Consider the following 15128-nt stretch of genomic DNA (forward strand, 5'->3'; position numbering starts at 1 on the left):
CATCCCTGGACGCGCTCACGAGGCGGACGCCCGCGCCAGCAGCGCATCGAGCGTGTGCGCGGCCTCGTCGGCGCCGTACCAGTCCAAGCCGGTATCCGCCTGCGACGGCTGCCGCTCCAGGCTGCGCAGCGCGTGCACGCAGTGGAAGGCGATCAGGCGTCGATTGGCTTCGTTGCGCGAGCGTCCCAGCTCGCCCATCAACCGTTGTTCGAGGCCCTGCGCCCGCGCGGCCGGCGCATCGCCGCCCAGCCGCGCCACCGCGTCGAGCAGGCAGATCAGGTCGTGGTCGGCCGGATACGCGGCGCCGGCGTATTCCCAGTCGAAGACGCACAGGCGGCTGTCCTGCCGGAAGCAGTTGACCGGCGTGAAGTCGCCATGGGCCAGGCCGCGGGATGCGATCAGCGACGGCTCCGCCGCCAGCACCGCCATCGCGCGATCCAGGCGTTGTCGCCACGGCGGCGCCAGAGCGTCACCTAGTTGCGCAAGGCGTGCGCTCCATTCGTCCAGCAGCGAGGCTCCGCTGCGAGCCCATGACGACGCCGTGCGCGCAGCGAGTTCCTGCAGGAAATCCAGGTGCAAGGCATCGAGGTCGGTCAGGCAGCGGGCGGCAGGTGTCCGCACCGCATCGGTGGCGAGGATCGCGGTGCCGCCGCGCACTTCACTGCGCAACACGCAGGGCAGCCACGCCGAGCGCAGGTCCATCGCCGCAAGCAGGCGCAACACCTGCGCTTCGCGCTGAAGCAGCACCTGCACCGCCGGCACGAGCGACACCTTCGCGTAGGCGCGAATGTGGCCGGCGTCGTCCATCAGCTGCACGCTCAGCTTGCGATGCGGGCCGGGCGTGCCGGTCAGGAAGGCACCGTGGCGGGCACCGGCATCCGCCATGCGCGCCAGGTCGCCCACCCCGGAAACATGCACCTTGTGCGGCAACAGCGGCCCCAGTCCCAGCCGCGCGCCGACGCTGGCCACGCCCTTGACCGCGCGCGGCACCCACCGCACCGGCTGCACCAGGGCCAGCGCACCGGTGCTGACCGCACGCGGACGCAGCGGCAGCAGGAAGAAGCGCGAACCGGTGCGGCCGGACAACACGCCGTACGGCGCGGAGCCGGCATGCGGCTGCGTGCGCACGCGCAGGCCGACCGCCTCCATCTCCCGCACCGCCGCGCGGAAAGACGTATCCGCGCCGAAACCCGGCCGACGGCGCGAGCCGGACCCGTCGCGGTTCGACGGCCGCGGCACCGGCTCAGCCAAGTCGCTGATCTCGGCGCGGATCATTGGGCAAAGCCGTATCCGAGGAACCCGTAGGTGGAAAAGCCGTTGCTTCGCTTCTCCATGCCGTTGAACACCACGCCCTTGATCGACACGCCAGCCTGGCGGAAGCGCTGTATGGCCAGCTCGACCTCGCGCGACTGGTTGAGCCCGTAGCGCACCACCAGCAGGCTGGTGCCCACGTGATGGCCGATGATGGCCGCGTCGGTCACCGCCAGGATCGGCGGGCTGTCGATCACCACCAGGTCATAGGCCGGCGAAAGCCGCCGCAGCAGCGCGCCGAAGTACGGCTGCATCAGCAGCTCCGACGGATTGGACGGCTTGCTGCCGCGCGGGATGAAATCCAGCTCGCCGCCCAGGCCGGTGATCGGGCGGATGGCTTCAGCCACCTCCAGCTCGCCGGCCAGCAGCTCGGACAGGCCGCCGTCCGCGCGCACGCCGAGTACCTGGTGCAGGTCGCCATCGCGCATGTTGGCGTCGATCAGCAACACGCGCAGGCCCGCCTGCGCATTGACCGCCGCGAGGTTGGACGAGACGAAGGTCTTGCCTGCCTGCGAGCTGGAGCCGCAGACCATCAAGCGGTTGTCGCTGGCGCCGAGCTGGGTGAAGCGCATGCTGGTGCGCAGGCTGCGCATGGCCTCGGACGCCACGTCGTCGGGGGCCGCCAGCGCCAGCAGCGCGGAGCGCCCCTTGCCGAGCAGGCGCCGACGATGCTGCGACAGCTCGATCTGCTGCTCGCTCAACGGAATCGCGGAATACACCTCCACGCCGAGCTGTTCGATCTCGGCGGGGTCTTCCAGGCCGCGCCGGAACATCTGCTGCAAGAAAATGTACGCCACCGCCAGGAACCCGCCGAGAAAGGCGCAGCCCATCAGGGTGAGCAGCTTGCGCGGCTTGGCCGGGTGGGTGATGTCGACCGAAGGCGCATCCACCACGCGCGCGGTGCCCACCGTGCCCGCCTGCGCAAGTTCGAGTTGCTGCGCCTCGTTGAGCAGCCCGGTATAGGTGTTGTTGAGCACTTGCACGTCGCCGGTCAGGCGCAGCAGTTGGCGCTGCGTGTCGGGGAACGTGGTCATCCGCTTGTCGATCGCGGCGCGCTGCGCCTGGAGCTGCCCGATCTGCTGCATGATCGCCTTGTAGGCCGGATGCTGCGGCGTGTACAGGCGCTGCACCTCCGCCTTCTGGATGTTGAGCTGGTCGATGTTGTTGTTGATCGTGGCCATCTCGCTCAGCAGCGTCTGCGTCTGCATCGGCACATCCACCGAATGGGCCTTGAGCTGGAACGCGGCCAGCGCGGCCTGGGCGTCGGCCAGCTTCTTCTTGACGTCGGGCAGTTGCTGCTGCACGAACTTCAGGCTGCTGGATGCCTGGGCCGAATTGCGCCCCACGTTCTGCGCGAGGAACGCGCTGACCACGTGCTCGAGCACCTTGACCGCCTGGTGCGGATCGGCGCTGTCATAGGCCAGCGAGATGATGTTGGAGCCCTGCACCGGCTGGCTGGTCGAGATCGCCTGCTGGATGCCGGCGATCGTGGTCACCTCGTCGTTGCGCACCACGTGGAAGCGCATGCCGGGGTTGGCGCGCATGCTCTTGACCAGCATGGTCACGCCCGACCCGCTCGACACGCGTCCGACATGGCCCTGCAGCAACTGCATCCCCGGCGAGAACGGCACCTCGCTGTCCTCGGTGAGCACATAGCTGCCGTCCGGGCCGGCGGTCAGTGTCATGTCCTCCCCCAGCAACCGGTCGGGCACGTTCAGCTGCGGCATGTCCAGGTGCGCGCCGCCCCATCCGTACCCGTTCAGCCCGAACCAGGGCGCGTTGACCTCGTTGCCCGAGGTCAGGTCGTGCAACCGGGCGACCAGACCGCCGATCACCGGCACGCGATAGGGACTGGTGTCGATATAGAGATGCAGGTTGCGCACCGCCTCGCCGACCACCGATTGCGCGGTGAGGATCGCCTTGGCGTCCGCCGCCGCGGGGCTCGACGGGCTGCTTTGCTGCGTGCCCAGGTTCAATCCGGGCAAGCTCGGCGCCTGCTCCACCTGCACCATCGCCTTGGCCTCGTACTGCGGCGTCGCCACCAGCAGGTAGGCGAGCCCGATCGCCAGGGCGCCCAGGGTCGCCTTGATGATGAGCCATTTGTGGTCCAGCAAGGTGCCCACCAAGGCACGGGGATCGATCTCGTCGTCGGGCTGGATCTGGATCGCGGGACCACTGATGGCTTTCACGGGGCTCTCTCCGGAACGAAGCTGGATACGCGGACGCCACGGCGGACGGCCATGCCCGGGAACCGGCATTCGCCGGCATCGGCGACGCGATTACCCGGGCGCATCCACAGTGGACCTTGAAAATGTGAATGTTCCATATGAAACCATTATCTACTCATGCATTTCATGCAGAAGACATTCCGGTTTGAAACGGATATTCACGTCATTCATGAATCAGCCAAGTTGGCGCATCGATCACTCACCATCGAAACAAAATGCGACGCGCCATCGCGCCGAATATCCGCCGCACCCACCGGAGTTTTGCCGCCTCCATCCTTCGCTGCCGCACGAGGCCTCGAGGCGATCGGATTCAGGCCATGGATACCGGCTTTCGCCGCGGCCGCAGCGCAATTTCTTGCGGCACGCCGCCTCGCGAGGGCCGGCGTGAACGGTAGAGCCACATGACGCAATGCGCCGTTGTCGAAGGAAGCATTTGCGCGCGGCGCGCCGGAATTGTCAACCCGGACATCGGCACTGAAACGTGAAATGCCGATGAAATGGTTCACTGCCGGGACATGTGAATGAACATCCAATAAATCCATGCACTGGACAAATCACCCACGGCGCGGATTATTGGGCCGGCTCGATATTGCATCAATGCCATTATCCGATCCGAATGACAGGAGCAAATCCGACATGAACCGAGGTGCGCTTGCTGCAGTTCCGACGATGCCCCGCCGCCAGGTCCGCAACGACATCCGCCCGCAGGGCAAGCGCGGCAGGGCGCACGCCGCGGCGTCGATGCGCAGCGTGGCCGGCATGCTGCTGGTGGCATCGCTCGCCGGCTGCGTCTGGGCGCCGGGGCAGTCGATGTCGAAGAGCTCGCTCGGCGGCGAAAACAGCTACGTGACGCTGGTGCCGATCACGCCGAGCCTGGTCCAGACGCAGCAGCAGAACGCGGCGGCGGACACGACCTCGGCGCTGCCACCGGCGCTGCTGGACTATCGCCCGGAAGGCTACCGGATCGGCCCCGGCGACACCCTGCACATCACCGTGTGGGACCACCCGGAGCTGACCTCGCCCGCCGGGCAACAGCAGGAAACCGCCGCCAACGAGCGGCTGGTGCGGCCCGACGGCACCTTGTATTTCCCCTACGCCGGCGTGGTGAAGGTGGCCGGCATGACCATCGAGCAGGCGCGCCAGGCGATCACCTCGGGGCTGTCGCACTTCATCCGGGCGCCGCTGGTGGACGTGAGCGTCGCCGGCTACGGCAGCCAGCGCGTGGTGCTGGAAGGCGCCTTCGTCAAGGCCGGCGCGCAGCCGGTGACCACGGTGCCGCTGACGCTGGGCGAGGCGATCGGCGTGGCGGGCGGCGTGGACAGCAAGAATGCCGACCTCTCCAACGTGGTGTTGACGCGCGGAGACGAGTCCTACCACCTCGACCTGAGCCCGTCGCACGACGGCAAGGCGCTGGCCCGCAAGATCTACCTGCGCCCGGGCGACCGCGTGTTCGTGCCGTTCAACTTCGACCAGGAGGTCTACGTGATGGGCGAAGTGCTGCGCCCGCAGGCGCTGCGCTTCAACACCTCGAACCTCACCCTGACCCAGGCGCTGGGACAGGCCGGCGGCCTCAACGAGACCACCTCCAGAGGCATGGTCTACGTGGTGCGCGGCGCGCTGCACAAGGAGGACCCCAACCAGCGGCCGACCGTGTACGAGCTGGATGCGAAATCGCCTGCCGCGTTCGCGCTGGCCGACAGTTTCAAGGTGCAACCGGGCGACGTGGTGTTCGCCAGCGCGGCCGGCATCACTCGCTGGAATCGCTTCACCAGCCAGTTGCTGCCGCTCACCAGCGCGCTGAGCGCCACCGCGTCCAGCCAGTACTACCTCAACAACAGCAAATGACCGGGCTGGGCGGCGAAGGGTCGCGGAGTCGACCCCTCGCCGATGCGGCATGCCCCTCCACCGAGCCGTTCGTGTGGCATCTCGAACAGGCCGAGCAGCGTCACCGAATGATGCAGCGACCCGGGCTTGCGAAAGCATCGAGGCTGCCGGCGACGCGAAGAACAAGCAGGATTGCCATGACCTTCGACCCGCGGATACTCGAAAGCTGCGCGATCGCCACCGGCGTGTCGGCTGTCTCGCTGATGGCACTGCTGCCGCTCGGTCGCCGCCTGGGCCTGGTCGATTACCCGGACCAGGGTCGCAAGCGGCACGCCTTCGACACGCCGCTGGTCGGCGGCCTGGCCATCGCCATCGGCATGCTGGCCGGGTGGTGGCACGCGGATGTCTTCACCCCGTTCGAGGACGCCGTGATCTGGACCACGCTGATGCTGGTGGTGGTCGGCGTGGCCGACGACCTGCTCGACCTGCGCGTGTGGGTGCGCGTGGTCACCGAGCTGGCCGCCATCGCCATCGTGGTCATCAGCTCGGGCGTCTACATCCGTTCGCTGGGCATGGTGCATGGCCACGAGCTCACGCTCGGCTGGCTGGGGATACCGTTCACCGTGGTCGCGGTGATCGGCCTGCTGAATGCGTTCAACCTCATCGACGGCATCGACGGATTGGCCGGCTGCCTGGCCCTGGTCGCCGCCGGCGGCATCGAGCTGCTCGGCCGCCACACCGGATCGAACCTGCAGTTCGCCGCGGTGGCGGTGATCGCTGCCGCACTGGTGCCGTATCTGGCGGCCAACCTGGGTCTGTTCGGACGCGTCGGCAAGGTGTTCCTCGGCGATGCCGGCAGCGTCATGCTGGGCTACCTACTGGCCTGGTCGCTGATCGGCATGAGCCAGGGCCAGCCGCGGCAGCTCTCGCCCGGGCTGGTGCTGTGGTGCGTGGCGCTACCCGTGTTCGACACTTTGACCGTGATGTTCCGCCGCCTGCACCGGGGCGAGTCCCCGTTCACCGCCGATCGCGGCCACATCCATCACCTGCTGATGGATGCAGGCCTGAAGCCACGCGACACGCTGATCTGCCTGGTGGCGTTCGCCGCGATCATGCCGGTGCTGGGCCACGTCATCCACCAGCTTGCCGGCGCGCTGGCCAACGCGGTGGCCTTCGTCGTGCTGCTGGCCATGTATGCGCTGTTTACCGCTTGCCTGGGGCGGCGGCGGGAGATGGAACAGCCATCGCCGCGGATGGCCTCGCGCGTGCTCGCCGGCCCGGGCATGCCCGCGCGGCCTCCTTCGCGCATGCGCCAGCGCAGCGGTGAGGGCGCGCAACACGACGCACCGCCGCGCGTCCAGCGCAGCACCGACCTGCCGACCTGAATCTCGCCGCCCGCACCGGCGTGTTCACCGGCAGTCGCAGCGCGGGATCACGCACGCCGTTACCATGGGCACGAACTCCGTGCCAGACTCGCGCCCCGGAATCCGGCCGCGGGCATGTCGCCGGCCGGGCGCCTGCTCCCCTTCCAGATCCGATTGCATGAGTCACGACGACCACGCCAAGCACACCCCGTTCATGCGCCAGAATATGGGTGTGGTGAACAGCGCTAGGCGCAGCAAGGCTTCCCAGCCAATTTCTGACAATCCGAGAGCCTTGGACACTTCTTGGACACCATAAAACGGGGGTTTTGACCCGGGTACAACCTCGAAAAACGCTTGGACACCCCCATAAAACACCGCCGCACAGGCCGCCGTTTGGACGTCCAAACGCCCGCCACGAATGCACCCACAGTTCAGCGACAGGACCTTCTCAACGCGTGGATAGCGCCCACCACTTGGCCGACTCCTCTAGCGAGCCTGGGGTGCTTGGAATTACCCAGCCAAAAGGTCCAGGACAAGCGGACCGTGATGACGACCAATGCTGGTCGCGACGAAAACGGAATGAAGTGGTCCGCGGATGCGTTAGGGGGTGATGTGCTCGCCTGCACCAGAGACGGGTAAGCAATCCAGAACAGCTGGAGCGCTGATGGCGCACCACCACGCCGGGAACAAGGCCTGGGGTGCGGCACGAATTGACCAGAAAAGGTTGACCGGCCGGTGGATCGCTGGGCCAAGTTCGGGCTAATCAGGACTTGGGCGTCGCCCAGGCTCGGGTTTCAGGCTGGTCGTGAGAGGAAAGACCTCACAACCCCACTATCCTGATGTAAGCGGCACGCAATGCCTCGGCGTCCACTGCTGCGTGATGTCGGCGCGCCGCCCTCTCAGGCCTGCAGTCGAAATAGATCTCCAGTTCCCCCAGGACGTCTTGGCGTGTGACGAGCACCGGCTCCCACATCGGCACCTCACCGCTCCACGTTCCAAACCCCGTCAGAGCCCGCGCCAACTGTCTCTTGTCGATCGCCCCGTCGAAGTGAATGCGTGGGTGGCCGAAGGACGCTACGAACCCTCGTAGTTGTTCACCGAAGTTCTCATCCGAGAGCGCTGCATCGCCACCGTCCAGGAGCGGGTAGACCGCTTTGCTCACGAAGGATGACGGTGCTCCGGGTCGTGGAGCCCGCTCGGCGTAGAAGCATTGGGTGGCATCCGCGTTGACCAAGGCCAAGCTGACCAGCTCGCGCACGGCATCGTTGTTCCACTCGGTGTCGAGAAAGAGAAGATCGGCCATGCTGGGCCCCGGTGTCATTGGGCGGTGATTGGGAATAACGACGGACGGCGATGTCGTCAGTATGCCCCGCGTGCGTATTCTGCTGAAACCCGCCATCAATTGCGGTTGCAAATCCACCATTCGCAACGCTTCCAAACCAACCAGCTGTAATGCTCCAAATCAGCCATTGACAGCCTCAATTGCAAAGCGCCATCTACCTGCCCACATTCGCTGACCGGCTACGCCAGTGAAACTGACCCCAGCCGGCAGTCACACTACCCAGTGTTGTCAGCGTGTTGCCTATGCCCGCATCGTGCTTGACCACCATCGCCGGAAGAACCGACCACGTTCGCCAGGAGCGCTGACAAGCGCAGTCGATTGGCTCACTTCGGCCGATTCTGTTGAAAAACTCCTTTTTAACGAATGGACGTCCGAATTTTCGATCACGACGGCCGTGACGATTCGATTCTGTACAAATTTGCACATTCAGCTCGACAGAAAGCGATTGTCGCGGCCGCATTTTCTCGCTTCGAACGAGCTCGAATTTTCGAAGCGAGTTTTTCAACACTATCGGCCAGGAGCGGACATTGAACTGGCCGGTCCACTAGGGTTCCCCTTTGACGCCTACAGCGGTCTGTCCGATCGCCAAAAACGCATTCCGGCGCGTGGCCGATACGCTGCAAGAGGAGGATGGTGCCAAAGCCGCACGCGTTCGGCGCGCATCGACGCACTGATCCCGGCGTTCGCGAACTCATCGTGGCCTGAGAGGATTATTTGAAGCTGTGATGGTGGGCGCTCAACTCACATGCGTCGTGACTCAGGGCAGCGCATCTTGCCTTGAATCTACCCATCAACCCTGAACTAGTCGAAGCAAGGCACCCAGGCAGGCGCATATGCCGAGCGTCCATGCCATGCCAACGCGATAACGCAGCATGGCGATCATCGCCCCGGCAGCAAGCATCAACGCGGCCAGATTGAGCGTGGCTGGTTGCGGCACATCAAGATGGATGATCCCGGCGCTGAATGTTTTCACCGATCCGAAGATGGTGTGCTCCGCGAACCATACCGACAGGTTCAGCACCACGCCCACCACGGCGGCGGTGACGGCGCTGAGTGCGCAGTGCAGTGCCCGATTCCCGCGGAGTGCTTCGATGTAGGGGCCGCCGAGAAATATCCATAAGAAACACGGCACAAACGTCACCCATACGCTCAGCAGCGAGCCGAGAATGCCGGCGAGCAAGGGCGACATGCCGGCCTGGTGCTGGAACGCCGCTATGAAGGCCACAAACTGCACCACCATGATCAGTGGCCCGGGGGTGGTTTCCGCCAGCGCCAGTCCGTCGAGCATTTGTGCCGGCGACAACCAGCCGTAATCGGTCACCACGCGCTGAGCAATGAAGGCCAGCACCGCATAGGCACCGCCAAAAGTCACCACAGCGGTTTCGCTGAAGAACAGACCCGCGCGGGCGAGCACACTGGTGCGCCCGAGCAGAATCACAGCCGCTACCACCGGCGTGGCCCATAGCAACAGGCCAATCACGGCAGTGCGCAATGCCCGCGCTCGTGATGGCCTCGTATGGGTCAACTCACCGCGCAGTATCTGTTGGTCGATCAGGTAACCATCGCTGGCCAGTTCCTCGGCCGTGGCTGGCGTCGGGAACCACTGCGGATACCATCGGCGGGCCACGAGGCCCAGCACGGCGGCTCCGGCGATAATCAAAGGGAACGGCAGCCGAAACACATGGATGGCCAGGAAGGCCGCCGCCGCAACACCGACAAAGAAGTGGCCTTTCAGGGCACGGCGCGCGATCCGCAGCACCGCCTCGACCACTACCGCCAGCACTGCCGCCTTCACTCCAAAGAAGACCGCGACCACCATCGGCACTTGACCGACCGAGGCATACAGCAGACTCAGGCTGAGCAGCACGATCACGCCAGGCAGCACAAACAGGATGCCCGCAATGAGACCGCCGATCGTGCGATGCATCAGCCAGCCGATGTAGATAGCCAGTTGGGTCGCTTCGGGACCTGGCAGCAACATGCAGTAGTTCAGCGCATGAAGAAACCTCGACTCGCTGATCCATCGACGCTGCTCGACCAGCTCACGATGCATCACGGCAATCTGGCCCGCCGGACCGCCGAAGCTCAACCAGCCGATCTTTGCCCACACCCGCGTGGCTTGCGCGAGGCTGACCGGGGCAACCGCTGGCGTATCCGCTTTCACGAGTGCACCACGCCGACCAGGGTGCGATGCAGAGCCTGTGCCTGTGCGAAGCGGCGATCGACTTCATCCCATTGCACATTGGTCAGGAACGCTTCGATGTATTTCAGTGCTGCGGCACCGTAGTCCATCTGGTAGGAATGCTCATACATGTCCATGACCAGCAGAGGCAACGCGGTCGCGAGTACCTGCGTGTGGTGGCCCGACCAAACCGTGCGTAACTCACCGGTCATCAGTTCGAACGCCAAGATCGCCCAGCCACTGCCCCCACCAAGGCTGGCACCGGTCAGGCGGAAATGAGTTTCCCAGGCATCCATGCTGCCGTACGTGGCCGAGATGGCGGCAGCGATACCGCCGGTGGCGCGACCGTCGCCACCCAAGTTGCCGAAATACGCCTCGTGCAACGTCATCGAGTTGCGATACATCAGCTCGTGCTGACGCAAGCCGCCGACGACAAACGCAGGCGTGTCCCTACTGACCTGCACCAGCTGCTTCTCCAGGTTATTGAGGTTGCGCACCGCGCCGCCGTAATTGTTCTCGTGATGCGAGACGATCAACCGCTCCGAGAGACCGGTAAGCGAGCGCGGATCGAAGGGCAGCGGTTGCAGTACATGCTGGCCCGCAAAGGCAGGCGACGTGGAATCGGACATGGCGATACCTCCTGCGTGTATTACGAACGAAAGTCCCAGCGCAACTTGGCAATCACGGCGTTCGAGATGGGCGCGTAGCGTGCGATCGGATCCGTCACCGAGGTTTTCACCCCGTGATTGAAGACCAGATAGAAGTCCCGTCCCGGCGCGATGATCCAGTGCAGACGCGTGTTGATGCCGACATGGCCTTGCGCCGAGTCGTACTGGGCAAAGCTGGACAGGATGAGGTCGGGGCTGAAGGAGTAACTCAGCTTGAGTTGGTAGAGCCGCTGGATGAACCGGCCTTGCGGCAAGCGACCGACATCCGTTTCATTCTGCAACTCGAAGCGCAGTTTTCCTTCCAGTGCCGTCCAATCCACGAACGGCATGTATTGCGTCAGCCGCCCACTATAAAAATCGCCAAATTCAACCACGCTGCCGATGCGCCATGGCCGCGCATCGGACGACTGCGTTTCGAAGCGATAGCGATTGAAGTGATAGCGTCCCGCCGGCAGGATCACACCATCGGCGATCTGGAACGGTTCGGTCAGCGCCTCGTAATCCGGAATCCAGTCGAACTCGTAGTGCTCGCCGGACTCGGCGTCAACATTGAACGGGGCAGTGAAAATGCGCCGGGTCTGCGTGGTGCCATGCAGGTCGTCGATCTGCTGCACTTCGAATTGGTAGAAGAACTGTCGCGCCCAGCTGAGCGTCGCGCTGGTGGGACGCGGCCGATAGTCGATATACACGTCGTACTGGCGCGTGCCTGGACGTGGCAGGAAACCCAACGCGGGGTTGAGAGCGTCACCGAATACATTGACGCTGGCATTCCAGTTCCATAGATCATTAGGGTACTGCGCATAGACGCCCCAACCCGAATGCCGTCCTTGCAGACCATCGTCTTGCGTACGCGCCGCCCAACCCGAAAGCGTCAGGTTCTTGTCACCACGAAACGTGGCCGTATGCCAGACCGCATCGACGCCAGCAAAGAGATTACGCGTCTGCCCGGTCGGATCGCCGCGTGTCACCAGCGTACCGACGCGCAAATGGTCATCGACATCGTAGGTCAGGCGCCCGACGAACAAGTTGATCGGGCGGCCATAGAGACCCGAGGGGCCGGTTTGCACATCCAGCGCACCGATCGACCACGGGCCGGTTTGGCCGATAAGCTTGACGCCTTCATCCAGGCGTACCGTTTCGCCGTTCAGAAGGCCGACGCGGCGCGAGTAAAACGGAATGAACGTGCTGTTGAGGTCGCCGGTCTGGCTGAGCCCAGCGGCAAAATTGAACTGATTGGAGCCTTCCAGGAAGAAGCGGCGCTTCTCCGGCAACGACAGCGAAAAACGGGTCAGATTGATCTGTTGAGCATCGGCCTCGGCTTCGGCGAAGTCCGGATTGACCGTGACGATGGCCGCCAGTTCGGGTGTCACGTTGTAACGCACATCACCACCGGCCTGCGCCGAATAGCGATTGCTGAGGCTGTCGTGATTCAGCAAGGCATACGGCGATACTTCCAGGCCGTGTCCCTGTTCAAGGCCGCTGGTCCCGCTCAGGACGCCCATGCGGGAAAGATCGAAGATCGAACTATTGAGCGTGATGCTGGCCCACTGCAGGCTGAGCTGAGCGCGCGGCACGTAGCGCTGCACATTCAGACCCCAACGATCCAGCCCCTTACGGAATTGCAGACTGCGCGTGTCGATCGCGATCTCGGCGCGCCAGCCGTCTGCCGTTTGCCGAACGTTCGCCCGCCAGATCCCGTCCCAGTCGTAATTCGGATCGGGCGATGCGGGGGAGATCAACCCATCGGTACGCGCGCCACCGGCGTTGACCTGAAACACGTAGCCCACGCGGTGGTTGCCGAAGGTGTCCAGCACCAACGTGACGTGATCATCGTTGGTCTGATCGCTGTCGCGCTCCAGCGTATGCACCGAACGCTTGCCAAAACTCGGGTCGACGCAGTCGATCAACAGATACAGGTGCGTGCGATCCTTCAGCACCCGCACCGTCGTACGGTAGGACGTCGGCTGGCCGGGGTGCGGATCTTGCTGCGTGAGTTCGATCGGCGCCGACTGCGCCCAGTCTGGTTCGTCGGGCAGCGCGCCCGTGAGGGCGCTGCGTACCGACAGGACGCCGATCTCGGGTGGTGCGATGCTGGGACTGGTCACGATCGCCGCATAGGTGTTCGGCGACAACAAAGCGAGAAACATCCACGCTGATCCGCCTACTCGCTGGTGGGCATATCTGGTCATGGATCGCCATCCGATCAATCAGGGCTGCTTGACGGCGGCTTGGGCATCAAGCGCGGCGCGGAATCCACGAGCGAGCTCCGCGGTCGTTCCCTTGCCCCAGAAGTGGGCGAAGTACAGATCGGGCTGCACGTCCATCATGTGGTTGTGCAACGCCACCACATGGATACCGGCCCTGCGCAAGGCACGCAGCACAGGCTGCACCTCCCCAGTGGCCATGATGAAATCACCGTCCATCGCGGCCGCTTCGTCGCTACCGCTGAACGCGGCCCAGGTGGTCAGTCCCATCGAGCCGCCGACCTGCATGCCCTGCATGCTGCCGCTGCGTCCGATCGTGATCTTGCCGACGCCCTGCATGTCGACCGCCGGCTGACCCACGATCTTGCCGAGTGCATCCACGTTGATATGCCCGGCGATGGGCGTCATCCCTGCGAACCCCGTTGCCGGCTGTGGATGCGCGTGGCGCACCGCGCGGATGGCCGTCCAGACGGCTTTGACACCGGCGGCAAGCATTTCAGGGTTGCCTTCGCCGCCGATGTGCATGAAGTAGACCTTCGGCGTGTCGTAGAAGAAGTGATTGTGCAGCGCGGTGACGGTGAGGCCGTGGGCAAAGGCCGCATCCATCGCGGCGTCCACTTCGTCCTGGAACACCACCGTGTCGCCCATCACCATGGCGCGGCCGCCCGTCATCGACGAAAACGCGGCCCAGGAACCCAGGCCCGCCGCCGGCGGAAGCTTCATGCCATCCACGGTGACGGCGACATCGGTACGTGACCAGCCAATTTTCACGACGCCATCCGGCGTGGCGGTGGCGGTCGCGCCACTGGCCGCGCTAATGGCTTTCAAGTCCAGCTGGCCAGCCGCCAGCGTCGGCAGCGCACAGCCAAGGAGCATGGCCGCCACCACCATCACCTGGAAACGACGAGAAAGAGAGGTTCGCGTGTAGTTATGGGCAGACGATTTCATAGACACCTCCGGGTGGTAATTGAATGGCGTCGACAGCGGCAACTCATGTCGCTGGCGGTTCGGCATAGGCGGCGTACAGGCTGTCGAGCACCGGGCTGATGTTGCGCAGCAGTGCGTCATCGTCCGGCTGGGTCGCACGAGCGCCGGCCATGATCGCGGCGAAGCCCGCCGCCTCCGGCACCGGCACGCCCCCGACATCGAGGTAATGCACCAGCGCGCCGAGACGGGCGAGACCGCGGTCATCGCCCAGCCCGAAACTGATCAAGAGCACCTCGAAAGTCACCCGGGCGCCGCGATGGGTGAACTCGGCGCCATCGAAGTCAAAGCCGACCGCCTTCTTCGGACAGCTTTTCGGGGTCTTGATCCACGCGAATGTCGCCTTGCGATCAATGAACCGGGCGATCAGCCACGCCGATGCCACCCGATCGATCCACAAGTGCTCGCGGGTAGCCCACAGACGCCCGCGATACTCCGCCGGATCGCAGCGTGGCACCCCGCCGCGCAAGGCATGGGGCTCGTCCGGTGAAAAACGCGCATTCAATGCCGCTTCGGCATCGCTCAAGGCGCTTTCCACCTGACGGCGCGGCGAACCGGGAAAGAAGTCGATCTCCACCACGGCGGCGACATCGCGACGCAACATGGCCAGCTCCCGGCGTGCCTCGACTTCTTCCAGAGTGGCCAATCGGGCCTGCAAAGCATCGAGCTGACTGAAGAGTTCACGGTACTCGTTGCTGCGATCGAGCAAGGCAACGAGTGCGCGCTGCTGCGCCTCGTCCCGGCTGTCGAAGGCGACGATTTGCGCGGTGCCGTCGGCCGCGACCACCTCGGCAGCCTGCTCCTCGAACACGGCGTGGGCATTGTCGGCCTGTGGCAGCACGTACACGCCGTCCCGCATGGCGCCAGCACCCGCCGCCTTCAGCGCCCGCCATACCCGCATGCGCGCCGTCTGCGTCTTTCCGGGCAAGCTGCTGATCAACATCAGCCATCTCATGGGCTCAGTCATGTAGAGTACACTACATGACTGTTATATAGTCTACAACTGCCGGAGAATGCGGTC

General features: G+C 64.6%; 12 protein-coding genes. 3 read left to right on the top strand and 9 right to left on the bottom strand.

What is annotated here, in order from left to right; all coding sequences use genetic code 11:
- Window positions 1-15 precede the first annotated feature (15 nt).
- From ACVCMB_RS06420 to ACVCMB_RS06430, 3 genes are all read right to left on the bottom strand, one after another.
- Window positions 16-1275, bottom strand: coding sequence for a phosphotransferase family protein (locus ACVCMB_RS06420; RefSeq protein ID WP_447106446.1), 1260 nt, complete (start codon window positions 1273-1275; stop codon window positions 16-18).
- Window positions 1272-3500, bottom strand: coding sequence for a polysaccharide biosynthesis tyrosine autokinase (locus ACVCMB_RS06425; RefSeq protein ID WP_447106447.1), 2229 nt, complete (start codon window positions 3498-3500; stop codon window positions 1272-1274). The genes ACVCMB_RS06420 and ACVCMB_RS06425 overlap by 4 nt, the downstream gene beginning before the upstream one ends.
- A gap of 206 nt (window positions 3501-3706) precedes the next feature.
- A complete protein-coding gene (locus ACVCMB_RS06430; protein WP_395119594.1) occupies window positions 3707-4081 on the bottom strand; it encodes a hypothetical protein in 375 nt (124 codons plus the stop codon).
- Window positions 4082-4208: 127 nt separating this feature from the next.
- Here ACVCMB_RS06430 and ACVCMB_RS06435 point away from each other — a divergent pair, with 127 nt between their 5' ends.
- Together ACVCMB_RS06435 and ACVCMB_RS06440 are read left to right on the top strand one after the other, a co-directional pair.
- Window positions 4209-5384: a polysaccharide biosynthesis/export family protein gene (locus ACVCMB_RS06435; RefSeq protein ID WP_395119595.1), complete on the top strand. Its 1176-nt coding sequence runs from the start codon at window positions 4209-4211 to the stop codon at window positions 5382-5384.
- Between the two features lie 176 nt (window positions 5385-5560).
- The gene (locus ACVCMB_RS06440) at window positions 5561-6748 is read left to right on the top strand and encodes an MraY family glycosyltransferase (protein WP_395119596.1); all 1188 of its coding nucleotides are present in this window, start codon (window positions 5561-5563) and stop codon (window positions 6746-6748) included.
- 799 nt (window positions 6749-7547) lie between these two features.
- On the opposite strand, the gene ACVCMB_RS06445 is transcribed toward ACVCMB_RS06440, so the two are convergent.
- Window positions 7548-8030 carry a hypothetical protein gene (locus ACVCMB_RS06445; RefSeq protein ID WP_447106448.1) on the bottom strand — a complete coding sequence of 161 codons (483 nt, stop codon included), beginning with the start codon at window positions 8028-8030 and terminating at the stop codon, window positions 7548-7550.
- 226 nt (window positions 8031-8256) lie between these two features.
- On the opposite strand from ACVCMB_RS06445, the gene ACVCMB_RS06450 reads away from it, so the two are divergent.
- Window positions 8257-8787: a hypothetical protein gene (locus ACVCMB_RS06450; protein ID WP_447106449.1), complete on the top strand. Its 531-nt coding sequence runs from the start codon at window positions 8257-8259 to the stop codon at window positions 8785-8787.
- Between the two features lie 72 nt (window positions 8788-8859).
- Here the strand turns inward: ACVCMB_RS06450 and chrA are convergent, their stop codons facing one another.
- Genes chrA through ACVCMB_RS06475 form a run of 5 tightly spaced genes read right to left on the bottom strand, consistent with a single transcriptional unit; the run spans window position 8860 to window position 15050 of the window.
- A complete protein-coding gene (gene chrA / locus ACVCMB_RS06455; protein WP_447106450.1) occupies window positions 8860-10233 on the bottom strand; it encodes a chromate efflux transporter in 1374 nt (457 codons plus the stop codon).
- Window positions 10230-10880: a superoxide dismutase gene (locus ACVCMB_RS06460; protein WP_447106451.1), complete on the bottom strand. Its 651-nt coding sequence runs from the start codon at window positions 10878-10880 to the stop codon at window positions 10230-10232. Before ACVCMB_RS06460 ends, chrA begins: the two co-directional genes overlap by 4 nt.
- 20 nt (window positions 10881-10900) lie before the next feature.
- Window positions 10901-13066 carry a DUF5916 domain-containing protein gene (locus ACVCMB_RS06465; RefSeq protein ID WP_447106452.1) on the bottom strand — a complete coding sequence of 722 codons (2166 nt, stop codon included), beginning with the start codon at window positions 13064-13066 and terminating at the stop codon, window positions 10901-10903.
- Window positions 13067-13126: 60 nt separating this feature from the next.
- Complete coding sequence (locus ACVCMB_RS06470; RefSeq protein ID WP_447106453.1) at window positions 13127-14071, bottom strand: DUF1259 domain-containing protein; 945 nt, start codon at window positions 14069-14071, stop codon at window positions 13127-13129.
- 43 nt (window positions 14072-14114) lie between these two features.
- Window positions 14115-15050: a chromate resistance protein ChrB domain-containing protein gene (locus ACVCMB_RS06475; protein WP_447106454.1), complete on the bottom strand. Its 936-nt coding sequence runs from the start codon at window positions 15048-15050 to the stop codon at window positions 14115-14117.
- Window positions 15051-15128 lie beyond the last annotated feature (78 nt).

The sequence above is a fragment of the Rhodanobacter sp. UC4443_H10 genome, assembly GCF_052978325.1.